The organism is Bradyrhizobium sp. CB82 (genome assembly GCF_029714405.1).
In the GTDB taxonomy this organism is placed as follows: Bacteria; Pseudomonadota; Alphaproteobacteria; order Rhizobiales; family Xanthobacteraceae; genus Bradyrhizobium.
This window is the reverse complement of record NZ_CP121650.1, coordinates 4,396,317-4,421,041: the sequence shown is the minus strand read 5'-3', so window position 1 is coordinate 4,421,041 and position 24,725 is coordinate 4,396,317. Positions and strand designations below refer to the sequence as shown.

Below are 24,725 nucleotides of genomic sequence, written 5' to 3'. Positions count from 1 at the left end.
GATGCGATCCGACCTCTCCCGCAGGCGGGGCGAGGCAAGGAGAGGCGAAGCGTCACTTCTGCGGCAGGTTCACCCGAACGTGCAGTTCGCGGAGTTGCTTGGTCGTGGCTTCCGACGGCGCGCCCATGAGCAGGTCCATGGCCTGCTGGTTCATCGGGAACAGAGAGATCTCGCGCAAATTCGTGGTGCCGCAGAGCAGCATCACGATGCGGTCGACACCCGCGGCCATGCCGCCATGCGGCGGCGCGCCGTACTGGAAGGCGCGGTACATGCCGCCGAAGCGCTCGACCACTTCCTGCTCGCCATAACCGGCGATCTCGAACGCCTTCACCATCGCTTCGGGTACGTGGTTGCGGATGCCGCCCGAGGCGATCTCGTAGCCGTTGCAGGTGATGTCGTACTGGAACGCCTTGATGGTCAGCGGGTCCTGGCCCTTCAGCGCCTCCAGCCCACCCTGCGGCATCGAGAACGGGTTGTGCGAGAAGTCGATCTTCTTGTCGTCCTCGTTGTACTCGTACATCGGGAAATCGACGATCCAGGCGAGCTCGAACCGCTCCTTGTCGGTGAGGTTCAGCTCCTCGCCGACCTTGTTGCGGGCAAGGCCAGAGAACTTCCAGAACTTGTCGGGATCGCCGGCGACGAAGAAGGCGGCATCGCCCTCCTTCACGCCGAGCTGCGCGCGGATCGCTGCCGTGCGCTCCGGACCGATGTTGTTCGCCAAGGGACCTGCGCCCTCGCCGCCCTCGCGCCACATGATGTAGCCGAGGCCGGGCTGGCCTTCGCCTTGCGCCCAGGAATTCATGCGGTCGCAGAAGGCGCGTGAACCGCCGCCCGCGGCCGGGATCGCCCAGACCTGGTTCTTGGGGTCTTCGAGCATGCGCGCGAACACCTTGAAGCCGGAGCCGCGGAAGTGCTCGGAGACGTCCTGCATCTCGATCGGGTTGCGCAGGTCGGGCTTGTCGCTGCCGTATTTGCGCAGCGCTTCGGCGAACGGAATCCGCCGCCAGCTCTTCGTCACCGGCTTGCCTTTCGCAAATTCCTCGAACACGCCGGTGATGACCGGCTCCATCGCCGCGAAGACGTCGTCCTGCGTGACGAAACTCATCTCGACGTCGAGCTGGTAGAACTCGCCGGGTAGACGGTCGGCGCGCGGGTCCTCGTCGCGGAAACAGGGCGCGATCTGGAAGTAGCGGTCGAAGCCGCTCATCATCAGCAGCTGCTTGTACTGCTGCGGCGCCTGCGGCAGCGCGTAGAACTTGCCGGGATGGATGCGCGAGGGCACCAGGAAGTCGCGCGCGCCCTCCGGCGAGGACGCGGTCAGGATCGGCGTGTTGAACTCGAAGAAGCCCTGCGCCTTCATCCGCTGGCGCATGGAATCGATGATCGCGACGCGCGTCATGATGTTCTGGTGCAGCTTCTCGCGGCGCAGATCGAGGAAGCGGTATTTCAAGCGGATGTCTTCAGGGTATTCCTGGTCGCCGAACACCGGCAGCGGCAGGTCGCCGGCCGGGCCCAGCACCTCGATCTCGCTGACATAGACCTCGACCTTGCCCGTCGGCAGGTCGTCATTGTCGGTGCCTTCCGGGCGCCGGCGGGCCTTGCCGTCCATCCGCACCACGTATTCGGAGCGCAGCTTCTCGGCCAGCGAGAACGCCGGCGAGTCCGGGTCGACCACGCACTGGGTCAGGCCGTAATGGTCGCGCAGGTCGATGAACAGCACGCCGCCATGGTCGCGGACGCGATGGACCCAGCCGGAAAGGCGGACCGTCTCGCCGATGTGGCTCTCGCGGAGCGCGCCGCATGTATGTGACCGGTAGCGATGCATGGTAGTCCCAAATGATGTCGGAGGATCGAATCGGACGGCCGAAGGCCGGTCCGAAGTTGCGGGTGGGTTTACCCGACGATGCCGGGTGCGGCAACCAATGGAACGGCCTGTTTCGGGCCTGAACCGCCCATTTTTGGCTGTTCGCGGCCGGAGCCTTTGCCGAGGGGCGTTCCGCGCCCTACATTTGTGGGTATGACCGTCCATTTCCCGTTCCAGAACTCCTATTCGGCGCTGCCCGACACCTTCTTCGCCCGCGTCGCGCCGACCCCGGTCGCCGCGCCACGGCTGGTCAAGCTGAACCGGCCGCTTGCCGTCCATCTCGGGCTCGATCCGGACCTTCTGGAGACGCCGGAGGGAGCGGAAATCCTGGCCGGCAAGACGGTTCCTGCCGGCGCGGACCCCATCGCCATGGCCTATGCCGGCCACCAGTTTGGGCAATTCGTGCCCCAGCTCGGCGATGGCCGCGCGATCCTGCTCGGCGAGGTCATCGACAAGGACGGCGTCCGCCGCGACATCCAGCTCAAGGGAAGCGGACCCACCCCGTTCTCCCGCCGCGGCGACGGCCGCGCCGCGCTCGGACCGGTGCTGCGTGAATACGTGGTCAGCGAAGCGATGTATGCGCTGGGCATCCCGACGACGCGCTCGCTCGCCGCCGTCGTCACCGGCGAGCATGTGATCCGCGAGACGGCGCTCCCCGGCGCCGTGCTGACCCGCATCGCCGCCAGCCACATCCGTGTCGGCACCTTCCAGTATTTTGCCGTGCGCCGCGACACCGATGCAATCCGCCAGCTCGCCGACCATGTCATTGCCCGGCACTATCCCGAGCTCCAAGGCGTCGAGCGCCCCTATCACGCGCTGCTCGCCGGCGTCGTCGCACGCCAGGTGGACCTCGTCGCGCGCTGGCTGCTGGTCGGTTTCATCCATGGCGTGATGAACACCGACAATACCTCGATCTCGGGCGAGACCATCGATTATGGCCCTTGTGCCTTCATGGATTCCTACGATCCCGCGCAGGTGTTTTCCTCGATCGACGAGATGGGCCGCTACGCCTATGCCAACCAGCCGCGCATCGGCTTATGGAATCTGACGCGGCTCGCCGAATGCCTGTTGCCGCTGTTCGGCGAAGAGCAGGAGAAGGCGATCGAGCAGGCGCAGGAAATTCTGGGCGCGTTTCCCGACACGTTCAGCGCCGCCTATCAGGCGGGGCTGCACAAGAAGGTCGGCCTGTTCACGAAGCGCGATGGAGACGAAGCGCTGATCCAGGATCTGCTGGATGCGATGGCAAAGAATACGGCCGACTTCACCCTCACCTTCCGCAGGCTGGGCGACGCCGCGGGCAATGACGACGGAGTTGCCGACGTCCGCGCGCAATTCATGGATCCGACGGCGTTCGACGATTGGGCCAAACGTTGGCGCGAGCGCATCGCCGCCGAGCCGCAGTCCGCGGCCCAGCGGCAGGCCGCCATGCACGCCGTCAACCCCGCCTTCATCCCGCGCAACCACCGTGTCGAAGCGGTGATCCGGGCCGCCGTTGACAACGACGACTACGGGCCGTTCGAGGAACTGGTGAAGGTGCTGGCGAAGCCGTACAACGATCAGCCGGATTACGCGGCCTACCAGGACCCACCACTGCCGGACCAGCGCGTGCTGCGGACGTTCTGCGGGACGTAGAGGCTGGCTCAGATTGTAGGGTGGATTAGCCGAAGGCGTAATCCACCAACTCGCTCACACCCGCTCTCCGAACTCACCGGCACCCCGGGTGTCACCGCCCCAATCCCGTGGAAATAATCCGGCGCGGACATCGCGATGAAACGACGAGTACGGCCAATCCCGCACCTTTGACACGTGCCCGTGTTTCACGGGATTGTAGTAGCAGTATTCGACGTGCCGCGCGTAGTCGACCTCATTGCGAATCAGGTGCTCCCAAAATCGGCGCTGCCAGATTCCACGCTCGTTCCGCGCCGCGCGGACGGCGCTCAGCCGCTCGTTGGCAGGCAGGGCTTTGGCAAAGCGAGTCTTGATCAAACGCCAGCGCACCGAGAAATCGGCATCGTCCGCTGGTAGCTCCCAGATTGCATGTAGATGATCCGGCAGGACGACAAACGCGTTGATGGCGAATGGATGGCTACGGCGCGTTGCTGCGACAGCCTCTCGCAAGATTTCGATCTGATCAGTCAGCAAAGCTTTCTGTCGATCAAGCAGGTTCACCGTGAAGAACCAGCATCCCCCGGGAACGAATGCGCGGCGGTAGTCGGACATACGCCGCAAATATCACAACTTAAGGTTTGATCACAGAGGTGGATTACGCCTTCGGCTAATGCAACAAGTTCGCTACCGCAGCGCGAGACGACCCGGTTGACCCCGTCTGCCGTTCTGCCCAACAATTTGCGGCATCGGCAACCCCTGTCATCAAACTGAAACACTCGCACTCTAACCGGCTGGCGGGCCGTCTTGCCGGAGGCGACCGTCCTCCCGCAGAGACCCGACACACGCCATGCCTTTCAAATTCATCCACCTCACCGACACGCATCTTGCGGGCCCGGGCCTGAAGCTCTACGGCCTCGATCCCCGCGCCCGCCTCGACGCCGCGGTTGCCGACATCAACAAGCACCATTCCGATTCCGCCTTCGTGGTGGTGACCGGCGATCTCACCCATTGGGGTGATCCTGCGGCTTACGCTGATTTTGCCGAAGCGATGGCTGCGCTGAAAATTCCCTACATCGCGATGGTCGGTAATCACGACCGCCGGGTGGCCTGCCTCGACGGGCTGAAGGCGGCGCCGCGCGACCCCAACGGCTTCGTGCAGGGCACGCGGCAGACGGCGCACGGCCTCTTCATCTTCCTCGACACCCTCGACGAGACGAGCGACGCCGGCGAGATGTGCGGCAAGCGCCTCGGCTGGCTCGCGGACACGCTCGCTAAGGCGCCTGCCGACACGCCGTTCCTCGTGTTCATGCATCATCCGCCCTTCCCGGTCGGCGTCCACGCCATGGACGAGATCGCGCTGAAGCAGGCCGGCGAATTTGCCGAGGTGATCGCACCCTATCGTTCGCGCATACGTCATCTGTTCTTCGGTCATGTGCACCGGCCGATCTCCGGCAGCTACGGCAAGATCCCCTTCTCCACCCTGCGTGGCACCAATCACCAGGTCTGGTTCGAGCTCGATCCGAAGCCCACCGACCATCTCGCAAGCCATGAACCGCCGGCCTACGGCGTCGTACTGGTCGACGACCACATGCTGGTCGTGCACAGCCACGACTTCCTCGACACCAGCCTGCGTTTTCCCTTCTCGCCACCAGAGGGAATGGACGATCGCGACTATGCACTCAACTTTGCGGCGCGGTGAGATGAGTCTTGCCGAAGGCGCGGCTCTCCCGGTCGCGGAGCCCGCATCGTCGCGCCTTCCCCTCGTGAAGCGATTGTCCGCTGCCTTCAAAGCCTCGCTTCCGGCCTATCTGCTGCTGCTGCCGTCGCTGATCTTCCTTGCGGCCTTCACCTATGGCGCCGTCGGACGGGTGATCGTCGATGCGCTCTATCAGCGCGCTACGCCGCGAGCGCCGAGTCGGTTCGTCGGGCTGGACAATTTGGCGGCCGTGCTCGCCGATCCCGCCTTCACCGGCGCCGTCGTCAACAACCTCATCTACGCGGTCGGCACCGTGGTGCCCAGCATGGCGCTCGCCTTTCTCTTTGCGCTGGCGCTGTCGCGCACCAATGCGGTGACGAGCGCGCTGCGCGCCGCGCTGTTCCTGCCGGTGCTGATCCCGATGGTCGCAGCCTCCGCGCTGTTCCTGTTCATTTTCCTGCCCAATGTCGGGCTCCTCGACCACTATATCGGCCGTCTGCTCCCCGTTCTGCCAAACTGGCTCGGCGATCCCGACACCGCGCTCATCGCAATCATGGTGATCACGATCTGGAAGAACGCCGGCTACTACATGCTGTTCTTCCTCGCAGGCCTCCAGGCCGTGCCGGAGGACGCGATGGAGGCGGCTTACCTCGACGGCGCCGGGCCGTGGCAGCGCCTGCGCTACATCATTTTGCCGGAGCTCAAGCCTACCTTCCTGTTCGTCACCGTGATCGCCGGCCTCAATGCCGTGACGCAGGTCGACCACGTCTTCGTCATGACCAAGGGCGGGCCGTCGAACGCGACCAACCTCGTGCTGTTCTACATCTACGAGCGGGCGGTCGAGCATTACGACGTCGGCAAGGCCTCGGCGGCGACGCTGCTCTCGCTCGGCGTGCTGATGGGGCTCACGGCGCTGTCCTTCCGCACGATTGCAAACCGGGAGGGCGGGCCATGAATCCGTTCAAGTCTCCGATCAAGTGGCTCCTCAAGGACACCCCGCTCGCCACCCGCAACGAGATCACGCCCAAGCTCGGCTTCGCGCTCGTGGTGCTGTTCGCGCTGGTCTGGCTCATCCCGTTCCTGTGGATGGTGGTGGCGACGCTGCGCCCCGCATCCGACGGCATCAACGCGATGGCCGAGCTGATGCCGAACCTGAAACCCACGCTCGACAACATCAGGGACGCCTGGGACATCGGCGACTTCCCGCGATACTTCCTCAACACCACGATCATCTGCACCGGCATCCTGACGGTGCAATTCGTCACCGTGACGCTGGCAGGCTTCGCGTTTGCGCGGCTTTCCTTCGCCGGAAAGACGCTGATCTTCTATCTCTTCCTGTTGCAGCTCATGCTGGTGCCGGTGCTGCTGATCGTGCCGAACCTGACGCTGGTGGCAAAACTCGGCCTTTACGACACGCTGACCGGCGTGATGATGCCGTTCTTCGCCTCGGCCTTCGGCACCTTCCTGATGCGACAGGCCTTCGAGGCGATCCCGACCGAGCTTGAGGACGCGGCGCTGATCGATGGCGCGGGCGTGTTCGCGCGCATCCGCCATATCTACGTGCCGCTGTCGCTGCCGAGCTTTTCGGCCTTCGCGATCGTTTCCGTCACCAGCCACTGGAACGACTTCCTCTGGCCGCTGATGGTGATCAATTCGCCGGACAAGCGCCCGCTCACCATCGGGCTCTCGGTCTTCACCCAGACAGCGGAAGGCACTCAGGCCTGGGGCACGATCGCGGCCGGCACCTTGATCGTGATCGCGCCGCTCCTCGTCACCTTCCTGATCTTCCAGAAGCGCTTCATCAGCTCTTTCGTCACCTCAGGCATCAAATAGGAGATTTTCGATGCTGCTCTCCCGCCGGCTTGCGCTCGGCCTCACTCTCGTGGGCGCCCTCGCCTTTCCCGCTTTCGCCGAAGGCCCGACCGAGATCGACCTGTTCTTCCCCGTTCCCGTCGACGGCAAGCTCGCCCGCGACATGGGCACCTTGATCAAGGACTTCAACGAGACCCACCCCGACATCAAGGCGACCGCGGTCTATACTGGCTCCTACGACGACACGCTGATCAAGACGCGGGCCGCGATCAAGGCTGGCAAGCCACCCTCCGCCGTGATCATGTCGGCCAATTTCCTGCTCGACATGCAGATCGAGAATGAGCTCACCAACCTCGATCCGCTGATCGCGGCCGACGGCACCACCAAGCCGCAGTTCCTCGGCCAGTTCTTTCCCGCACTGAGCGGCAATGCCGTGATCAACCGCTCGGTCTACGGCGTACCGTTCCAGAATTCGACGCCGCTTCTCTACATCAACGCCGAGCACGCCAAGGAAGCTGGTCTCGATCCTGACAAGCCGCCGCAGACCTGGGCCGAGTTGACCGACTGGGCCAAGAAGCTCACCAAGCGCGAGGGCGACAAGGTCACGCGCTGGGGCATCGCCATCCCCTGCGCCTATGACTATTGCGGCTGGATGATGGAGACGCTCACCATGTCCAATGGCGGGCGCTACTACAACGAGGAGTTCGGCGGCGAGGTCTATTACGACACACCCTCGATGCTCGGCGCGCTCTCATGGTGGAACGACCTCATCGCCAGGCACAAGGTGCATCCGCCGGGCGCAACGCCAGGCCCGGCCGTGAGCACCGCCTTCATCTCCGGCAACGCCTCGATGATGATGCTCTCGACGGGCTCACTGACCTACGTGCGCGACAACGCCAAATTCCCCTACAAGGTCGCATTCATCCCGCGCAACGTCCGCAACGCCGTGCCGATCGGCGGCGCGTCGCTGATCATCCCGGCCGGTCTGGAGGCCGACAAGCAGAAGGCCGCCTGGACGCTGATCAAGTGGATGACCTCGCCCGAGAAGAGCGGCTGGTGGAGCCGCGCCACCGGCTATTTCGCCCCGAATATGGCCGCCTACAAGACGCCAGAGATGGTCGACTTCCTGGGCAAGAATCCGGACGCCAAAACCGCGGTCGACCAGCTCGAGGTCGCAAAGCCATGGTTCGCCACCTACAAGACCGTCCCCGTCCGCAAGACCCTCGAGGACGAGGTGATGCTGGTCCTGAACGGCAAGAAGCAGCCGAAGGATGCGCTCGCCGCCGCCCAGAAGGCCGCTGACGAGCTGCTCAAGCCGTACAATGCCGAGACGGCGCTGAAGCTGCCCTAAGACCGGCATCATAGCTTGGTGGGGTGGGCAAAGCGAAGCGTGCCCACCGCTTTCACGCAAGGTGCAAGATGGTGGGCACGGCGCTATGCGCCTTTGCCCACCCTGCGTGATGCTCCAGCGTGGCCGCGTTAACCTCTCGTCCACCATCCGGCCCGCCCCGGTGCCGGTAACCACGACAATTAACAGACCCTCAATTTCCCCCCGACAAGTCTAGCGAACTTTCGGGGATTTGCCGTGGATCTGTTGGTATTCGAGTTTCTTGGACTGGCGATGCTCGCCATGTGCGTGATCGTGGTGGCACTGCCCTGCGGCCGGAAACCCTCGCAGCGGACCCGTTACGAGTAGGATTTTCCTCCGATCAGAGCGATTCCGCACCAAATTCAAGGCACGAATTCGCATCGCGCCCCTTGACATCACAGCACTTTCGGCAGAACGGCTGATGTACGTGTCATGGGCCGTTCATGGATCTGATTACTACCACCGCTGACCTTGCCGCTGCCTGCAGCCGGCTGGCCGAGCACCCTGTCATAACAGTCGATACCGAGTTCCTGCGCGAAACCACCTACTACCCGCTGCTGTGCGTGGTGCAGATGGCAAGCCCCAAGGAAGCCGTGGTCATCGATGCCCTCGCCGAGGGCATCGATCTCAAACCTTTCTTCGAGCTGATGGGCAACGAGAGGGTTTTGAAGGTCTTCCACGCCGCCCGCCAGGACATCGAAATCATCTGGCACCGCGCCAACATCATCCCGCACCCGGTGTTCGACACCCAGGTCGCGGCCATGGTGCTCGGCTATGGCGACAGCATCGCCTATGACCAGCTCGTCGAGAAGGTCACCGGCCACCGGCCGGACAAGACCCATCGATTCACCGACTGGTCGCGCCGGCCGCTGACCAAGGAGCAGATGCACTATGCCGTATCCGACGTCACCCATCTGCGTGAGGTGTTCGCCGCACTCGATGCCGACCTCAAGAAGCGCCGCCGCAGCGAATGGGTCTCGATCGAGATGGAGATCCTGACCTCGCCCCGCACCTACGACTTCCATCCCGAGCGCGCCTGGGAGCGGCTCAAGACGCGGGTGCGCAAGCCGAAGGACCTTGCGGTGCTGATGGAGGTTGCGGCCTGGCGCGAGCAGGAAGCGCAAAGCCGCGACGTGCCGCGTGGCCGCGTGCTGCGGGATGAGGCGATCAGCGACATCGCGACCCACGCGCCGACCACGCTGGAAAAGCTCGCGCATCTGCGTTCGGTGCCGAAGGGTTTTGAAAAATCCAGGTGGGGCGCGGACATCGTCGCCGCGGTCGAACGCGGGCTGGCGCGCGATCTGTCAAAACTGCCGAAGCTGGAAAAGCCGCGCAACAATTCCAACGGCGCGGCGATCGTCGAGCTGTTGAAGGTGCTGCTGCGGATGACCGCGGAGCGGCACGCGGTGGCGAGCAAGGTGATCGCGACCGTCGACGATCTCGAAGAGATCGCAGCCGACGACGAGGCCGACGTCCCCGCGCTGCGCGGCTGGCGCCGCGAGCTGTTCGGCGACGCCGCCCTGAAGCTGAAGCACGGCCAGCTCGCGCTTGCGATCAACAAGGGCCGCGTCGTCGGCGTCAACCGGGCGTAGCGCTTGGGGCGGCCGGGACGGGTCCAAGACGGCCGGTTCCTCCTCGCCAGAGCCCGACGACTTCGATGACGCCGTCATGGCGCTGATTTTATTTATATATCAATGGCTTAGTCTGATGTCGAGGACATACTGACTGGCCACCACAGGCTCCTTTGCATGGGGTTGTTTTCGATATTTTTGTCAGGCGGTCGCTCTCGGCACTCCGTGATTGCGAGCGCAGGGGCGCAATCCAGGCTGCTGCCGCGGAGGAATTTCGGTCGTCGCAAGACCCCGCAATGACGGCGCACGAGCCGCGGCCGCTATGCCGGCGTCAGCTTCGCCGCCTCGGGCCTCATGTCATCAAGCACGCCGGCGATGGTGCCGACGAGTTCGTCGATCTGGCCCTTGGTGACGATCAGCGGCGGGCAGATGGCGATGGCCTCGAGCATGTTCCGCGAGATGACGCCGCGCTCCTGGAGCATGCGCGCCGCGATGCCGCCGACGGCGCCGGGCGCGCTTGCGGCCGTCTTGCGCTCCTTGTCGAGCACGAGCTCGATCGCGGCGATCATGCCAACACCGCGGACCTCGCCGACCAACGGATGGCCTGAAAGCTCGCGCAGCCGCGCCTGCAGATGTGCTCCTGTCTCCGCAGCATGCGCGACCAGGCCGCGCTCCTCGATGATCTTGAGGTTCTCCAGCGCCACCGCCGAGCCGACCGGATGGCCGCCCGCCGTGAAACCGTGGCCGAGAACGCCGATCTTGTTGCTCTCGTCCGCGATCGGCTCGAACATCCGGTCGTTCATCAGGACCGCCGAGAACGGGAAGTAGCTCGAGGTGATCTGCTTGGAGACGACGATCGCATCGGGCTTGATGTTGTAGGTGTCGCAGCCGAACATCTTCCCCGTGCGGCCGAACCCGCAGATGACCTCGTCGGCGACGAGCAGGATGTCATACTTCTTCAGGACCTGCTGGATCTTCTCCCAATAGGTCGCGGGCGGAACAATCACGCCGCCTGCCCCCATCACCGGCTCGCCGAAGAAGGCCGCGATGGTGTCAGGACCTTCCCTCACAATCAGCGCTTCCAGCTCCTCGGCGCGCCGCGTCGCAAAAGCTTCTTCGCTCTCGCCGGCCTGGCCGTCCTTGTAGAAATGCGGCGAGCCCGTATGCAGGATATTCGGCAACGGAAGATCGAAGGAACGGTGATTGTTCGGCAGGCCCGTGAGGCTTGCGGAGGCGATCGTGACGCCGTGATAGGCGCGCATGCGGCTGATCACCTTCTTGCGCTGCGTCTGACCGAGTGCGTTCGAACGATAAGCGATCAGCTTCAGCACCGTGTCGTTGGCTTCCGAGCCGGAGTTGGTGAAGAACACCTTGCTCATCGGCACTGGTGCGAGGGCGACGAGCTTCTCGGCGAGATCGATCGAGGGCCCGTGCGATTTCGCGGAGAACACGTGGTAGAACGGCAGGACCTGCATCTGCCGGTACGCGGCCTCGACCAGCCGCTTCTCGTTGAAGCCGAGCCCGACGCTCCACAGCCCGGCCATCGCCTCGAAATAGCGCTTGCCGGCGGCGTCGAAGACATAGGGCCCTTCGCCGCGCTCGATCACCAGCGGGCCATTCTGCTGAAGGGTGCGCGCATTGGTATAGGGATGGAGCTGGTAGGCGACATCCCGGGCTTCCTGCGAATTGGGCAGCATCGTCATCTCATCATTCCTTCAGCCTTCGCCGCGCGCCGAACCGGCGCTCGTCAGTCGACGGCCTCGTCACTTGGCTATTGCGGCACGGCACAACTTGCAACGTCAATTCGTCGGCAGCAAACGCCCGGCAGCGTTGCAGAAAACAGGTCAACGCGTCGATTCAGGCGGCCCCGTCATCGTCGCCACCATCGGAGGCAGCATCAAGCGCCTCGCGCACCTCGACGAGTGCCATTGAGAGCAGATAGACGGTCGTCGACAGGCCAAGCCGGCGCGCCGCTTCAAGGGCGCGCGACAGATCGCCTACCAGACGTTCCAGCTCTTGCCCCCTGGACAATGTCGTCAGTCACTCTTGTCGCGGGCCGCGCCCGTCTATACCGCGATGGCGCCGCTGGTCCTGATCAGCTCGGCGCTCGGGCGAATAGTAGCAAAATTGCCGATCACATCCATCACCGACTGCTTGTAGGTCGCCGCATCGCCATGGCCCGGGTGGCGGCAGGCGACAGCGTCGGTGACGACCTGGTAGCGATGGCTCCTGTGAAACCCATCGACCGCTGTCGCCAAGATCGTCTCATCGAGGGAGAAACCGAGCAGCACGCAGCGGATGTTCCGCATGTTCGCAGTGTAGTCCGCGAACCGCGCGGAACTGTAGGCCGACGGCAGCGGATGCTCGAACGTCATCTCCCCGGGCCGCGGCTTCAATTCGACAATCCAATCGGTCAACTTGGATGCCGGATTGAACCAGGCGGCCTGCGCAATGCGCTTGAGGTGCATCACTGGCCAGAGATTGTCGCGCCACAGCGTCAACAACTCCAGGCAGCGCGAGGTCGTGACGTCGCCATCGAGAATGACATGGCGACGCCCGGGCGTCAGATATTCGACCTGCAGATCGGCGCAAATCAGGATCGGCGGATCGTCGTGCATGAACTCCGGCATTTTCTTGTTCGTAGCTGCACCAATTTCAGCGTTGGACCATCGAAACGGTACGCAGCGGCGATGTGACCGCCCGTCCCGCTGAGGCATCGAGCACGCCCGGCCGATCCCAATCGCCCTCTGGGCGGATGATCACGTAAGGATCACTGTCCAGCGTGATCGCGTCCGGTCCCGGCTCGATCTCGAGCACCATCTCGGTATAGGAAAAATCCGAGAATGTGATCTTGCGGTTGTGGCCGAGCGGCTTGGCGCCGAAATGAGCCCAGAAGTCGACCAGCCGGTCCTGCGCCTGCCCATAAATCTTGCGGAAGCCCTTGCGCTTCACATAGTCGACGCTCGCCTGCACGAGCTTGAACGATACGCGCGAGCGCCGGTACTGGTGCCGCACCGCGAGCCGCTCGACCTTGGCGAACTCGCCGAAGAAGCGGACCCGTAGGCAACCGGCGGGCTCGTTGCCGATGAAGCCGATGAAATGCGCGGCGACCAAATCGTTGCCGTCGAACTCTTCCTCGAAGGGACAGTCCTGCTCGGCGAGATAGACCGCGGAGCGGATGGCCGTCACCAGCATGAGGTCGCTGGGATCGCGCGCGATGCGAACCGTGATGGCGCGCGAGTCGGGTTTGGCTAGAGGAATTCTAGTGCCGTGCATCTGCAAAACTCCCTGCTTCGATCATCTCGCCCGGCCTGCGCATGGGCAGTCGATTCCACGGCCGCTGATAACACCAGAGGTCGGGCTGGAAGCTCGCGATAGGCTCAAAACCCGTCGCTTTCATGATGTCGCGTCCGGCCGCCGTCGATGGCTGCGCGAAACAATCGGCGCTTCGCAACCGCGGCTGCCGCAGATGCGCAGCCGCCTTGCCGAGTCCGGCGATGCCGCGGCCGGTGGTCGCGATGGCCCAGATGTAGATGGCCGAGACCTCCTCGTTGCCAGATGCGAGATGCCGGATGTCGGGCTCGGTCAGACAGATCTCGTCGAGCAGCAGCGCATCATGGCCCCGATCATTGAGAAACAGGAAGGCCATGCCGCCAACCAGCTCGCCGTTCCGTGAGAAGGTCAGAAGGCATTGGGAATCGAAGGTGAAATAGCGCGCGAGTTCCTGCTCGCCGATCCGCACGCCGGGGACCAACCGGTGCGCCATGTCCGCAAGCGCGGCAATTTCCGAGAATTGTGCACAATGGACGTCGATGTCTGGACTGAGCGGCAGCGCGTCAAATTCATGCCTTGCGGCAAAGGAGCCCCTTTCCATAGCCATCCTGCCCCTCTATCGTTTTGCCCCGTCCGTTAGGATGAGCAGCTTAGCGGGTAAGGAACAGATGTATGCAGCAACTATTGCACCGGGGTGCTGCGATGACGCAGCACCGCAGCGATGAGTCCCTAGATGCTTCCTGGGACGATTTGAAGCTGTTCCTAGCTTGCGCAAAATATAAAAGTTTCCGCAACGCCGCCGAGGAGCTCGGCCTCACCTCGACGACGCTGATGCGCCGGATCGATCGGCTCGAAGAGAGCATCGGCTGCAAGCTGTTTCTGCGCGACCAGAGCGGATTGACGCTGAGCGACGAAGGCACAGCGATGATCTCCGACGTCACGCTGATGGAGCGTCACGCCTTCAACGTGTTTCGCCGCGCCTCGCGCTCATCAAGCGACGCGACGGGCACCGTGCGCGTCGCAGTGACGGAAGGGCCCGGCAATTTCTGGATCCTGCCGCGGCTGATCGACTTCCAGAAGACCTATCGCAAGATCACCGTCGACCTGCGCTGCGCGATGGAGCAGGCCGATGTTGCGCGCCTTGAGTCCGATATCGCAATCCAGCTGGAGCCGCCGACCAATCCGGATCTGATCGTGGTCAAGCTTGGCCGGCTGCACATCTATCCCTTCGTCTCGAAGGAATACGAGAGCCTGCACGGCGTGCCCAAGACACTTGCCGAATTGCAGAACCATCGGATCATCAAGCAGAGCGCACCGCAGGTCGACGACACCGCCTATGCCCGCATCCTGGGCCTCAAGTCGCTCGAGGGCATCGTCGGGATCAAGACCAATTCATCGATCGGCGTGCTCTATGCGGTGGAACGCGGCGCCGGCATCGGCTTTCTGCCGACGGTGTCGATCGCACTCGGCGCGCCGCTCGTTGCCGTAGATCTCGGTGTCAGTCACCACGCCGATCTCTGGCTCACCTATCACAAGGAATTTCGCGCCTCCGAGCGACACAAGATCGTGGTCGAGTGGCTGAAGAAAATCTTCGATCCCCGGACCTATCCGTGCTTCCGCGACGAGTTCATCCACCCGAACGCGCTGGTGCCGATGATGGCGGCGGCCCGGGAGAGCTTCGGCCTGACGGGCTACGTCGCGGCGACGCCGACCTGATCGGCACCGGCTACCATCTGTACTCGAAGCCGACCGTGCCCTGGTGCGACCGTAGCTCGCTGCGAAACTTGGCGTCATAATTGACGTAGAGGCGCGCGGCGTTGGTCAGGCTGAGCGAGGCCGATGCGCCCGTGTCGAGGCCATAGCGGCTCTCGCCGATGCCGGGCACCACCAGGCTCTGCGTGCCCAGGCTGACCTGGATCGATCCCAGGTCCTGATAGAAATTGTCGACGAACTTGCCGTAGGCGGACAAGTCCAGAATCTTCTGGTCGAAGATGAAGTAGTGCCCGACCTCGGCGCCGAGCATGAGGCGCGCGCGTGCGAGTGCGGATGAGCCGATGGTCAGCGGAAAGCGGCTGCCCGTCTCCTGGAACGAGGCGCTGGTGGCGCGGACATATTCCAGCGCACCTTTGGGGACGAGGCGGGTCTGATCCTGGGTCCAGTAATAGCTGATCTCGGTCAGCGCGCCGTCAATGGTGGCGCGATAGCCCGCGGTCGCAAAGCCGAAGCCGGTGTCGCGGCTGGAATGGACGTTGCCGAGGCCGTGCACGAGCGCGAAGGCCCAGGTCCAGGATCCCTTGTCGACCGAGCCGTTGATGCCGAACTGGGTCAGATCCAGCGTTGCCGATTGCAGCGCCAGCGGCACGTCGATGTCGGTGTGGCTCTGGTCGACGAAGAAGCCGAGATTGACTCCCGGCGCAAGCCGGGCGCCGATGCCCGCGACTCCGCCAAAGGTCTTGCGCTTGTCGCCGACGAAGTCGCCCTGCGCGTCGGTTCGCATCGAAACGCCGTAACCCTCGAACCAGGTCCGGTAGCGCGGCCCTTCCGCCGCCTCCGCAGCGCCACCACCGCCGGGATTGGTGCGGGAGGTCCGGTCGAAGCCGTTCGAGGCCTGATTGCCCAGTCGCTCCAGGAAGCTGGAGCCGAGGTTGAGCATGGTATTGCCCGCCGACTGGCCGTAGTTCATCGCGGTCGGCGTCGGTGATGGCGAAGGTGTCGGAGTGGGTGTCGGCGTAGGCGTCGGGCTCGCTGTGGGCGTCGGTGTCGGTGTAGGCGTCTGCGCATGCGCCGGCGCAAGCATGATCATCAGGGAGAACGCAAAGGCTACCGCGATGATGCTCGCAGCCCGCCGGCCAAAACCCAGCCGGCGCGCCCGCCTCGTCCCTGAAGGCTGCGATAGGCAGCGCATGACGCCAAAATTCCCAAAGCAAATGGCGACGTGCAAAAATGCAACACACATCGCGGCACCTGCGACGATTTGCGCCGAACTGGCCTGAAGGGTCAATCGCCTGAGCGGCGCTGAACGGGGGGATTACCCCGCGCTGTGGTACTGCTGCCACAGATTGCAAACGCTGCCGCCGCGTGCCGGATCGGGACCTGAATTTTGCACGCTGCTTGCGAGCACGGGATTTTCATGTTGCAATATCCGGCACAATCGGATTTGGCCGCTCGACTGTGCGTTTCGCGACATTGAGACTCAAGACTCGAACAGACTTCCGGAAGCCCGTTTGTGGCGTGGCACGCGCAAAGACGTGGCCGCGTCTTTTTTATGTCTAAAGGAGGAGACTGGCGATGCAAAAGGGCACCGTCAAATGGTTCAACCCGACAAAGGGCTATGGCTTCATCAAGCCGAACGGCGGCGACAAGGACGTGTTCGTCCATATCTCCGCGGTCGAGCGCGCTGGGCTGACCACCCTTAACGAAAACCAGGTGGTTGAATACGATCTCGTGGAGAATCGCGGCAAGACCTCCGCGGAGAACCTCAAGGTTCACTGACTTTCTGTCGACGATCGACACAGGCAAACATGAATCCCCCCGGCTCCGCCCGGGGGATTTCATTTGTGGCCCACGCCAGGCGATTCAGCTCACCACCGGCGCGATCAGGAAATTCTCCGAACCCCCGCTCCCCGCGGTCTTGCAGACATCGCCCTCGATCCGGACCTTGCCGGTCGCAAGCAGGCGCAGCGCTTCGGGATAGATGCGGTGCTCGACTTCGAGGATGCGCTCGGACAGCGTGTCCGGCGTGTCGTGGTCGCTGACGGGAACCGCGCCCTGCATCACGATCGGACCGGCATCGGTCGCGGGGATCACGAAGTGCACCGTCGCGCCGGACAGTTTCACGCCAGCGCGCAATGCTTGGCCATGCGGGTCGAGGCCGGGGAACGACGGCAGCAGCGATGGATGGATGTTGAGCATCCGCCCGTACCAGGCTTGCGTGAACTCGGCCGTGAACAGCCGCATGAAGCCGCCCAGACAAATCAGCTCGATGCCGTGCTGGTCGAGGGCTGCCTGCAGCGCAGTCTCGAAGCCGGCGCGATCCTTGCCGAACGGCTTGCTCTCGATCACCAGCGTGGGCACGCCGCCCGCCCTTGCCTTCTCCAGACCTGGCGCGGCGGCCTTGTTCGAGATGACGAGCGAGATCTCCGCCGGAAAATCCGGCGCGGCAGCGGCCTTGATCAGCGCCGCCATGTTGGAGCCTCGGCCGGAGATCAGGATGGCGACGCGACGCTTCATGGGTTTTACAGCGACAGGTCGAGATGGCCGTTATAGACGACGCGATCCTCGCCCTCGACCGGGATGACGGTACCGAGTTGCGCCACCGTCTCGCCGGCATCGGTGAAGACCTCGACCACCTTGTCGACGGCAGCCGCCTCGACGATCGCGATCATGCCGATGCCACAGTTGAAGGTGCGCAGCATTTCGAGGTCGGCGATGCCGCCCTGCGCCGCCAGCCATTTGAACACCGGCAGTACCGGCAAGCGGGCGAGATCGATGCCGACACCGAGATGCTTTGGCAGCACGCGCGGAATGTTGTCGGTGAAGCCGCCGCCGGTGATGTGGGCAAGACCCTTCACCGCACCGGTCTCGCGGATGGCACGCAGGCAGGATTTGACGTAGAGCCGGGTGGGCGCGAGCAGCGCACCGCCGAGCGTCATGACGGGCGCAAACGGCGCCTGGGCCTCGAAGCCGAGGCCGGACTGCTCGACGATCTTGCGCACCAGCGAGAAGCCGTTGGAATGCACTCCGGAGGACGCCAGCCCGATCACGGCATCGCCGGCGGCGATGTCCTTGCGGGGCAGCAGCGTCCCGCGTTCGGCGGCGCCGACTGCGAACCCCGCGAGATCATAGTCGCCGTCCTTGTAGAGGCCGGGCATCTCGGCGGTCTCGCCGCCGATCAAGGCGCAGCCGGACTCGCGGCACCCCCCGGCGACGCCCGCGACGATCGACGCAGCAGCCTCGGGGTCGAGCTTGCCACAGGCGAAATAGTCGAGGAAGAACAGTGGCTCGGCACCCTGGACCACGAGGTCGTTGACACTCATCGCGACGAGATCGATGCCGATCCCGCCATGCAGGCCGGTCTCGATGGCGATCTTGACCTTGGTGCCGACGCCGTCGGTGGCGGCGACCAGGACCGGGTCCCTGAACCCGGCTGCCTTGAGGTCGAACAGGCCGCCGAAACCGCCTATCTCGGCATCGGCACCGGCGCGCGCGGTGGCGCGCACCATCGGCTTGATCAGGTCGACCAGGCGATTGCCCGCATCGATGTCGACGCCTGAATCGGCGTAGGTAAGGCCGTTTTTGCGGTCGGTCATGCCGGATTTCCAGTGGATTTGCGGCTGGTTACGTCGAATTCGAGGGCCGCGCAATGGCTCGCAAGGGGCCTGACGCTATACTATGTAGATATCAACCGGTTCAGCCTCCAAAGGGCCGGATTCGAGGTCACACCGGGTGCCGGGAAGCGCCGCGTGAGTATTCCGAACATCATTACCTTGGGCCGCATCATGCTGGTCCCAATCATCGTCTGGGCCATCGTGTCGAGCCAAATGGAAGTGGCGTTCGGTGTGTTCCTGATCGCCGGGATCAGCGACGCCGTCGACGGCTTCCTGGCCAAGCGCTTCAACATGGCGAGTGAGCTCGGCGCCCTGCTCGACCCGCTCGCCGACAAGGCGCTGCTGGTCTCGATCTATATGGCACTGGGGATCTGGGGCGCCATCCCGCGCTGGATCGTGATCCTGGTGGTCTCCCGCGACATCATGATCGTCGCAGCCGTGATAGTGTCCTGGCTGTTCGACAAGCCGGTCGCCATGAAACCCCTGATGGTGTCGAAACTGAATACCGCAGCCCAGGTGGCATTCGCAGCCTTGGTGCTGGCCGCACTCGCCTTCGGCTTCAGGCCGGAGCCCTATGATATCATCCTGATGGGCCTCGTCACGGTCTTCACGCTCACCTCGGTTTCGCTCTACCTCGTGGAGTGGCTGCGGCACATGAGTACGATCGAGGCGAAATGAGCGCGGACCGGCCCCGCAAAAGGCCAACTCGCAACCGATAGGTCCTTTGGCGCCAAACCCTTTGGCACAGGTTTTTGGCCGGCTCGCCCGGCATGGAGCAAAGCAAGCGTGGCAGGCCGCGTTCATCCCCGACAATTGGCGTTTTCGCTTCCGCATGCGGAGAGCCTCAGCCGGGACAATTTTCTCGAAGGCCCCGCCAATGCCGCCGGTCTCGCCCTGATCAATGGCTGGCCCGAATGGCCGAACCGGATCATGTGGCTGGCCGGGCCCGAAGGCTCAGGCAAGAGCCACCTTGCCGCAATCTGGGCCGAAGAGGCCGGCGCCCGCTCCACCACCGCCAATGCGCTGACCGCGGCCGCCGTGCCTGGGGCGCTCGCCACGGGCGCGCTCGTCGTCGAGGACCTGAAAGCGAAGGACCTCGACGAGCGCGCGCTCTTCCATCTTCTGAACCTCACGCGCGAGGACGGGGCCTATGTCCTGATGACCGGCCGCGATTTACCGGCGGCGCTGGATATCGAGCTGCGCGACCTCCGCTCGCGCTTACGCGCTTTGCCGGTGGTGTCGCTCCTGCCCCCGGACGACCAGCTTTTCCGCGGCCTGATCGTCAAGTTCTGCGCCGACCGCCAATTGAGCGTCGATGAGAGCGTGGTCAGCTATCTCGCCACCCGCCTGGAGCGCTCCTCCGCCGCGGCGCGGCGGGCCGTGGAGCTGCTCGACAGCGAAGCCCTGCGGCTCGGCCGGCCCGTGACCCGGTCGCTGGCCGTCGAATTGCTGCGCGACGCCTGATCTGTTCCAGGGCATGGACTGTTCGCCGCGGCCGCTTGACGGCGCCGAGCGGCGGAACATCAATGTCATCGAAACGTCATCGCACTAACACATGCTCTGCGCCGGTTTTGCGCATAAGTCGCAAGATGAGGCGAAAGAAGATGGATCGACTTCTCATGGACTCCGCGCAAGCCATTGAACTCAAAGAAAAAGAACCGGAATCAGCAGGCCTGCCGGCGATCGCCACGAGCCCCGAGCGATTCATCAACCGCGAGCTTTCCTGGCTGCATTTCAATCGCCGGGTCCTGGAGGAATCGGTCAACCCCCACCACCCGGTGCTGGAGCGGGTGCGATTCCTGTCGATTTCGGCAAATAACCTTGATGAGTTCTTCATGGTCCGCGTCGCCGGCATCAAGGCGCAGGTCCGTGAGGGCATCCCCGAGCGCAGCCCGGACGGCCTGACCCCGTCCGAGCAGCTGGCGCTGATCAACCGCACCGTCTCGCAGCTCGCCAGCGACCAGCAGGCGATCTGGCGCGATCTGCGCGGCACGCTCGCCGACGTCGGCATCGTGCTCGTCGACGGCAAGGACGCCACCAAGGCGGAGAAAACGTGGCTCGAGGACCACTTCCTTCACAACGTCTTCCCCTTGCTCACACCGCTCGCGATCGATCCCGCTCACCCCTTCCCGTTCATCCCGAGCCTCGGCTTCACCATCGCGCTCCAGCTCACGCGCGCCGCCGACGGCAAGCAGATGAACGCGCTGATCCGCATGCCCGGCAAGATCGACCGCTTCGTCCGCCTGCCGGCGGACGGCTTGGTGCGGCTGATCTCGCTGGAACAGATGACCGCCCTGTTCATCAACCGGCTGTTCCCGGGCTACAACGTCCACGGCCAGGGCGCCTTCCGCATCATCCGCGACTCCGAAATGGAAATCGAGGAAGAGGCCGAAGACCTCGTGCGCGTGTTCGAGACCGCGCTGAAGCGCCGCCGCCGCGGATCGGTGATCCGCCTCGAGGTCGATGCAAAGACGCCTGAACAGCTGCGCAACTTCGTGCAGCACGCGCTTTCGGCCGACGACGACGAAGTGTTCCTGGTAGACGGCGTGCTCGCCATGAACGAGCTGTCGCAGCTCACCCGCCTCGACCGGCCCGACCTCGAATTCACCCCTTACGTGCCGCGCCATCCCGAGCGCGTGCGCGAGCACGGCGGCGACATCTTTGCCGCGATCCGGCAGAAGGACCTCATCGTCCACCACCCCTACGAATCCTTCGACGTCGTGGTGCAGTTCCTCCAGCAGGCCGCACGCGATCCTGACGTCGTCGCGATCAAGCAGACCCTCTATCGCACATCCAACAACTCACCGATCGTGCGTGCGCTGGCCGAGGCCGCCGAGGCCGGCAAGTCGGTGACGGCACTGATCGAGCTCAAGGCGCGCTTCGACGAGGAAGCCAACATTCGCTGGGCACGCGACCTCGAGCGCGCCGGCGTGCAGGTCGTCTACGGCTTCCTCGAGCTGAAGACCCACGCAAAGCTGTCGATGGTCGTGCGCCGCGAGGGCGGCAGCCTCACCACCTATGTTCACACCGGCACCGGCAACTACCATCCGGTGACCGCGCGCATCTACACCGATCTCTCCTACTTCACCTCGGACCCGACCATCGGCCGCGACGCTGCGCGCGTGTTCAACTTCATCACCGGCTATGCCGCACCTAGCGACCTCGACAAGATGGCGGTGTCGCCGCTGACGCTGCGCAAGCGCATCATCGAGCACATCCAGGGCGAGACCGCGCATGCGCGGCACGGCCGGACCGGTGCGGTCTGGATGAAGATGAATGCCCTGGTCGACCCTGATATCATCGACGCGCTCTATGAGGCATCTCAAGCCGGCGTCCAAGTCGAGCTCGTGGTGCGCGGTATCTGCTGCCTGAGGCCGGGTATCCCCGGCCTGTCGGAGAACATCCGCGTCAAGTCGATCATCGGGCGCTTCCTCGAGCACGGCCGAATCTACTGCTTCGGCATGGGCCAGGGCCTGCCGAGCACGAAAGCGGCTGTGTATATCTCGTCAGCCGACATGATGCCGCGCAATCTCGACCGCCGTGTCGAGGTGCTGTGCCCACTGCAAAATCCGACGGTGCATCAGCAGGTTCTCGAACAGATCATGGTCGCGAATCTGAAGGACAATGAGCAGAGCTGGCAATTGTTGCCCGATGGATCGTCAACGCGTATGAAGGCCGCGAAGGGCGAGGAGCCCTTCAACGTGCACAATTACTTCATGACAAATCCGAGTCTGTCCGGCCGTGGAAAGTCGCTCAAGGAATCCTCACCGCGGCGTCTCACGCGCCGGAACGAACGCCATCAATCCTGACCGGAGATTGTTGCCGTGACACGGCCGCGCAAACGTGGCGCAAGCGTCGCGGTGATCGATATCGGCTCCAACTCGGTCCGTCTCGTCGTCTACGAGGCGCTCGCGCGCAGCCTCATTCCGATCTTCAACGAGAAGACGCTCTGCGGCCTCGGCCGGGAGGTGCAGAGCACCGGTCTGCTTGCGCCGGACGCGGTCGACAAGGCGCTGACTTCGCTGAAGCGATTTCGGGCGCTGTGTCGCGTGATGCAGGTCGGGCGCGTCTTTGCGATCGCGACCGCCGCGTGCCGCGACGCCTCCAACGGCCCCGACTTCATCGCCAAGGCGGAGCGCATCTGTGCGGTAAAGATCGAGATCCTGTCGGGCCCGCGCGAGGCGCGACTCTCGGCGCTCGGCGTCATCTCCGGCATCCATCATCCCGACGGCATTGTCGGAGATCTCGGCGGCGGCTCGCTTGAGCTCGTCGAGGTCCACCGCAACAGCGTCCGCAGCGGCGTGACGCTGCCGCTCGGCGGACTCGCCCTGCAGGATCTCGCGCACAAATCGTTGAAGCGCGCCGACCGCATCGTCCGCGAGGAGCTCGACGCCGTAGCGCAGCTCAAGGCCGGGCGCGGCCGAACCTTCTATGCGGTCGGCGGCACATGGCGCGCGCTTGCCCGCATCCACATCATCCAGAGCGGCTATCCGCTCCAGGTAATGCACGGCTATTCGATACCGGCGGCGGATGCGCTGGATTTTGCGCGACGCCTGCGGCGCCTGGCTGCGTCCAACATGCTGGCCGACATCGAAGTGGTCGCCGACGCGCGGCGCCCCCTCCTCACCTATGCCGCGCTGGTGCTCGAGCACATCATCCGCGTCGCACGGCCGAAGACGATCGTGTTTTCGACCTTCGGCGTGCGCGAAGGCCTGCTGCACGAGAAGCTGTCGGAAGCCGAGCGCGCCAAGGACGGATTGATCTGCGCCGCGGAAGAGCTCAACCAGCTGATGTCACGTTCGGCGCGCCATGCCCGCGAGTTGATGGAATGGACCGACCGCTTCGTCCGCGTGGTGAAGCTGCGCGAGACCGAAGAGGATCGCAGGCTGCGCCACACTGCGTGCCTGCTCTCCGATATCGGCTGGCGCGTTCATCCCGACCACCGCGGCGAGCAGACGCTGAGCCTCGTAGTCAACGGCAACTTCGGCGCAGTCAGCCACGAAGGCCGCGCCTTCGTCGGCCTGTCGGTGTTCTATCGATATGCCGGTCTGAGTGACGAGAACCAGCCGCCGGTGACGATGCAGGAACTGCTCTCGCCCGCCCAGCTCGAGCGCGCGCGCCTTCTGGGGGCGGCGTTCCGCGTCGCGCATCTGATCTCTGCGGCGCGTCCGGGCGTGCTGACGGCTACGCATTTCCGAAGCGGCAGCCGCAAGCTGATGCTGGTGTTCGAGCACCGCCTCGGCGATCTCGTCGCCGACCGCGTCGGCGGCCGCTTCAAGCAGCTCGCCCGTCTGGTCGGCCGCTCCGGCTCGATCGTAAGGCGCTAGAGTTTACTCGGCCGACACCTTGGCGTGACGCTCGGAGGCTTCGAGCGCGGCAACATGCAGGCTGCGTCGGCGCCAGATATAGCCGATGACCAGCACGACGATGACGCCGAGCACGGCGCAGAGATATTCGGCGCCAGCTCCGCCATGGGCAAATTGCGGCGGGATGCGCAAGCTTGCGAGCACCGAATCCAGCGATGCGCCGAACGGACCGTCGGACAGCGCATGCAGCTTCGGCTCGACGCCCGGATCGGTGGCGATCACTTCGCCGGCGATCCAGCCGAGCAGCGCCGCGCCGGCCCAGACCAGGATCGGCAGCTTTGACAGCAGCGCCATGATCAGCGCGGCACCGGCGACGATCAACGGAACGCTGATCGCAAGGCCGAGCACCAGCAGCGGCACGCTGCCATTGGCGGCGGCCGCGACCGCGATCACGTTGTCGAGACTCATGATGATGTCGGCGACAACGACGATTTGCACCGCCTGCCACAGATGCGAGGCCGAGGCGACGTCGTCCTCGTCCTCGTTTTCCGGCACCAGGAGCTTGGCGGCGATCACGATCAATGCGAGGCCACCGACCAGCTTGAGGTACGGCAGCGCCATCAGGCTCGCGACAACGCCCGTGAAGATGATGCGCAGCAGCACCGCGGCGCCGGCGCCAAACACCATGCCCCAGAGCTGATGCCGCGGCTTCAGCCCGCGGCATGCAAGTGCGATCACCAGCGCGTTGTCGCCGGAGAGCAGGATGTTGATCCAGATGATCTTGCCGACTGCGACCCAGAAAGACGGCTCGGCCATTTCATTGCGGAACTGGGTGAAGAACGACCCGAGCGTGGCGGGATCGAAGATCTGCCAGAGCCAGTTCACAATGCGTCCTTCCG

The 24,725-nt window shown here is 64.2% G+C and carries 23 protein-coding genes; 12 read left to right on the top strand and 11 right to left on the bottom strand.

Going from position 1 to position 24,725, the window contains the following annotated elements; all coding sequences use genetic code 11:
• Positions 1-52 precede the first annotated feature (52 nt).
• Complete coding sequence (gene aspS, locus QA640_RS21295; RefSeq protein ID WP_283042545.1) at positions 53-1,825, bottom strand: aspartate--tRNA ligase; 1,773 nt, start codon at positions 1,823-1,825, stop codon at positions 53-55.
• Between the two features lie 192 nt (positions 1,826-2,017).
• On the opposite strand from aspS, the gene QA640_RS21290 reads away from it, so the two are divergent.
• A complete protein-coding gene (locus QA640_RS21290; protein WP_283042544.1) occupies positions 2,018-3,496 on the top strand; it encodes a protein adenylyltransferase SelO in 1,479 nt (492 codons plus the stop codon).
• Positions 3,497-3,550: 54 nt separating this feature from the next.
• Here the strand turns inward: QA640_RS21290 and QA640_RS21285 are convergent, their stop codons facing one another.
• Positions 3,551-4,084: a transposase gene (locus QA640_RS21285; RefSeq protein WP_283042543.1), complete on the bottom strand. Its 534-nt coding sequence runs from the start codon at positions 4,082-4,084 to the stop codon at positions 3,551-3,553.
• Positions 4,085-4,319: 235 nt separating this feature from the next.
• Between QA640_RS21285 and QA640_RS21280 the strand changes: the two genes are divergently transcribed.
• The 5 genes from QA640_RS21280 to rnd all read left to right on the top strand — a co-directional run bounded on the left by QA640_RS21280 (position 4,320) and on the right by rnd (position 9,941).
• Complete coding sequence (locus QA640_RS21280) at positions 4,320-5,171, top strand: phosphodiesterase (RefSeq protein WP_283042542.1); 852 nt, start codon at positions 4,320-4,322, stop codon at positions 5,169-5,171.
• Position 5,172: 1 nt separating this feature from the next.
• Positions 5,173-6,123, top strand: coding sequence for a sugar ABC transporter permease (locus QA640_RS21275; protein ID WP_283042541.1), 951 nt, complete (start codon positions 5,173-5,175; stop codon positions 6,121-6,123).
• Positions 6,120-7,001, top strand: coding sequence for a carbohydrate ABC transporter permease (locus QA640_RS21270; protein ID WP_283042540.1), 882 nt, complete (start codon positions 6,120-6,122; stop codon positions 6,999-7,001). The genes QA640_RS21275 and QA640_RS21270 overlap by 4 nt, the downstream gene beginning before the upstream one ends.
• A gap of 10 nt (positions 7,002-7,011) precedes the next feature.
• A complete protein-coding gene (locus QA640_RS21265) occupies positions 7,012-8,331 on the top strand; it encodes an ABC transporter substrate-binding protein (RefSeq protein ID WP_283042539.1) in 1,320 nt (439 codons plus the stop codon).
• Between the two features lie 461 nt (positions 8,332-8,792).
• On the top strand, positions 8,793-9,941 hold the full coding sequence (gene rnd / locus QA640_RS21260; protein ID WP_283042538.1) for a ribonuclease D: 1,149 nt from the start codon (positions 8,793-8,795) through the stop codon (positions 9,939-9,941).
• 299 nt (positions 9,942-10,240) lie between these two features.
• Here the strand turns inward: rnd and QA640_RS21255 are convergent, their stop codons facing one another.
• From QA640_RS21255 to QA640_RS21235, 5 genes are all read right to left on the bottom strand, one after another.
• Complete coding sequence (locus QA640_RS21255; RefSeq protein ID WP_283042537.1) at positions 10,241-11,623, bottom strand: aspartate aminotransferase family protein; 1,383 nt, start codon at positions 11,621-11,623, stop codon at positions 10,241-10,243.
• A 154-nt stretch (positions 11,624-11,777) separates the two neighbouring features.
• Entirely contained in the window at positions 11,778-11,951 is a 174-nt protein-coding gene (locus tag QA640_RS21250; RefSeq protein ID WP_283042536.1) for a hypothetical protein, read from the bottom strand.
• Between the two features lie 35 nt (positions 11,952-11,986).
• Entirely contained in the window at positions 11,987-12,550 is a 564-nt protein-coding gene (locus QA640_RS21245; protein ID WP_283042535.1) for an isochorismatase family protein, read from the bottom strand.
• A gap of 25 nt (positions 12,551-12,575) precedes the next feature.
• On the bottom strand, positions 12,576-13,196 hold the full coding sequence (locus tag QA640_RS21240) for a GNAT family N-acetyltransferase (protein ID WP_283042534.1): 621 nt from the start codon (positions 13,194-13,196) through the stop codon (positions 12,576-12,578).
• A complete protein-coding gene (locus QA640_RS21235) occupies positions 13,183-13,800 on the bottom strand; it encodes a hypothetical protein (protein WP_283042533.1) in 618 nt (205 codons plus the stop codon). The genes QA640_RS21240 and QA640_RS21235 overlap by 14 nt, the downstream gene beginning before the upstream one ends.
• Positions 13,801-13,865: 65 nt before the next feature.
• Here QA640_RS21235 and QA640_RS21230 point away from each other — a divergent pair, with 65 nt between their 5' ends.
• A complete protein-coding gene (locus tag QA640_RS21230) occupies positions 13,866-14,909 on the top strand; it encodes a LysR family transcriptional regulator (protein ID WP_283042532.1) in 1,044 nt (347 codons plus the stop codon).
• Between the two features lie 10 nt (positions 14,910-14,919).
• On the opposite strand, the gene QA640_RS21225 is transcribed toward QA640_RS21230, so the two are convergent.
• On the bottom strand, positions 14,920-16,098 hold the full coding sequence (locus QA640_RS21225) for an autotransporter outer membrane beta-barrel domain-containing protein (protein ID WP_283042531.1): 1,179 nt from the start codon (positions 16,096-16,098) through the stop codon (positions 14,920-14,922).
• Between the two features lie 383 nt (positions 16,099-16,481).
• Between QA640_RS21225 and QA640_RS21220 the strand changes: the two genes are divergently transcribed.
• A complete protein-coding gene (locus QA640_RS21220; RefSeq protein ID WP_283042530.1) occupies positions 16,482-16,685 on the top strand; it encodes a cold-shock protein in 204 nt (67 codons plus the stop codon).
• Between the two features lie 84 nt (positions 16,686-16,769).
• On the opposite strand, the gene purN is transcribed toward QA640_RS21220, so the two are convergent.
• On the bottom strand, positions 16,770-17,423 hold the full coding sequence (purN, locus tag QA640_RS21215) for a phosphoribosylglycinamide formyltransferase (RefSeq protein WP_283042529.1): 654 nt from the start codon (positions 17,421-17,423) through the stop codon (positions 16,770-16,772).
• A gap of 5 nt (positions 17,424-17,428) precedes the next feature.
• Positions 17,429-18,502, bottom strand: a complete 1,074-nt coding sequence (gene purM / locus QA640_RS21210) for a phosphoribosylformylglycinamidine cyclo-ligase (RefSeq protein WP_283042528.1) — start codon at positions 18,500-18,502, stop codon at positions 17,429-17,431.
• A gap of 153 nt (positions 18,503-18,655) precedes the next feature.
• On the opposite strand from purM, the gene QA640_RS21205 reads away from it, so the two are divergent.
• From QA640_RS21205 to ppx, 4 genes are all read left to right on the top strand, one after another.
• The gene (locus QA640_RS21205) at positions 18,656-19,198 is read left to right on the top strand and encodes a CDP-alcohol phosphatidyltransferase family protein (RefSeq protein ID WP_283042527.1); all 543 of its coding nucleotides are present in this window, start codon (positions 18,656-18,658) and stop codon (positions 19,196-19,198) included.
• 108 nt (positions 19,199-19,306) lie between these two features.
• Complete coding sequence (locus QA640_RS21200) at positions 19,307-19,984, top strand: DnaA/Hda family protein (protein WP_283042526.1); 678 nt, start codon at positions 19,307-19,309, stop codon at positions 19,982-19,984.
• 155 nt (positions 19,985-20,139) lie between these two features.
• Entirely contained in the window at positions 20,140-22,329 is a 2,190-nt protein-coding gene (locus QA640_RS21195) for an RNA degradosome polyphosphate kinase (RefSeq protein WP_283042849.1), read from the top strand.
• Between the two features lie 15 nt (positions 22,330-22,344).
• On the top strand, positions 22,345-23,847 hold the full coding sequence (gene ppx, locus QA640_RS21190; protein WP_283042525.1) for an exopolyphosphatase: 1,503 nt from the start codon (positions 22,345-22,347) through the stop codon (positions 23,845-23,847).
• Positions 23,848-23,850: 3 nt separating this feature from the next.
• Here the strand turns inward: ppx and QA640_RS21185 are convergent, their stop codons facing one another.
• Entirely contained in the window at positions 23,851-24,711 is an 861-nt protein-coding gene (locus QA640_RS21185; RefSeq protein WP_283042524.1) for a TerC family protein, read from the bottom strand.
• Positions 24,712-24,725 lie beyond the last annotated feature (14 nt).

Coding starts and splice junctions, on each gene's coding strand:
- QA640_RS21285 (WP_283042543.1), bottom strand. CDS start 4,084: ATGTCCGACTACCGCCGCGCATTCGTTCCCGGGGGATGCTGGTTCTTC.
- purM (WP_283042528.1), bottom strand. CDS start 18,502: ATGACCGACCGCAAAAACGGCCTTACCTACGCCGATTCAGGCGTCGAC.
- QA640_RS21195 (WP_283042849.1), top strand. CDS start 20,140: ATGGACTCCGCGCAAGCCATTGAACTCAAAGAAAAAGAACCGGAATCA.
- QA640_RS21255 (WP_283042537.1), bottom strand. CDS start 11,623: ATGACGATGCTGCCCAATTCGCAGGAAGCCCGGGATGTCGCCTACCAG.
- QA640_RS21235 (WP_283042533.1), bottom strand. CDS start 13,800: ATGGCTATGGAAAGGGGCTCCTTTGCCGCAAGGCATGAATTTGACGCG.
- QA640_RS21270 (WP_283042540.1), top strand. CDS start 6,120: ATGAATCCGTTCAAGTCTCCGATCAAGTGGCTCCTCAAGGACACCCCG.
- QA640_RS21275 (WP_283042541.1), top strand. CDS start 5,173: ATGAGTCTTGCCGAAGGCGCGGCTCTCCCGGTCGCGGAGCCCGCATCG.
- rnd (WP_283042538.1), top strand. CDS start 8,793: ATGGATCTGATTACTACCACCGCTGACCTTGCCGCTGCCTGCAGCCGG.
- QA640_RS21225 (WP_283042531.1), bottom strand. CDS start 16,098: ATGCGCTGCCTATCGCAGCCTTCAGGGACGAGGCGGGCGCGCCGGCTG.
- QA640_RS21280 (WP_283042542.1), top strand. CDS start 4,320: ATGCCTTTCAAATTCATCCACCTCACCGACACGCATCTTGCGGGCCCG.
- aspS (WP_283042545.1), bottom strand. CDS start 1,825: ATGCATCGCTACCGGTCACATACATGCGGCGCGCTCCGCGAGAGCCAC.
- QA640_RS21230 (WP_283042532.1), top strand. CDS start 13,866: ATGCAGCAACTATTGCACCGGGGTGCTGCGATGACGCAGCACCGCAGC.
- QA640_RS21290 (WP_283042544.1), top strand. CDS start 2,018: ATGACCGTCCATTTCCCGTTCCAGAACTCCTATTCGGCGCTGCCCGAC.
- purN (WP_283042529.1), bottom strand. CDS start 17,423: ATGAAGCGTCGCGTCGCCATCCTGATCTCCGGCCGAGGCTCCAACATG.
- QA640_RS21220 (WP_283042530.1), top strand. CDS start 16,482: ATGCAAAAGGGCACCGTCAAATGGTTCAACCCGACAAAGGGCTATGGC.
- QA640_RS21240 (WP_283042534.1), bottom strand. CDS start 13,196: ATGCACGGCACTAGAATTCCTCTAGCCAAACCCGACTCGCGCGCCATC.
- QA640_RS21265 (WP_283042539.1), top strand. CDS start 7,012: ATGCTGCTCTCCCGCCGGCTTGCGCTCGGCCTCACTCTCGTGGGCGCC.
- QA640_RS21245 (WP_283042535.1), bottom strand. CDS start 12,550: ATGCCGGAGTTCATGCACGACGATCCGCCGATCCTGATTTGCGCCGAT.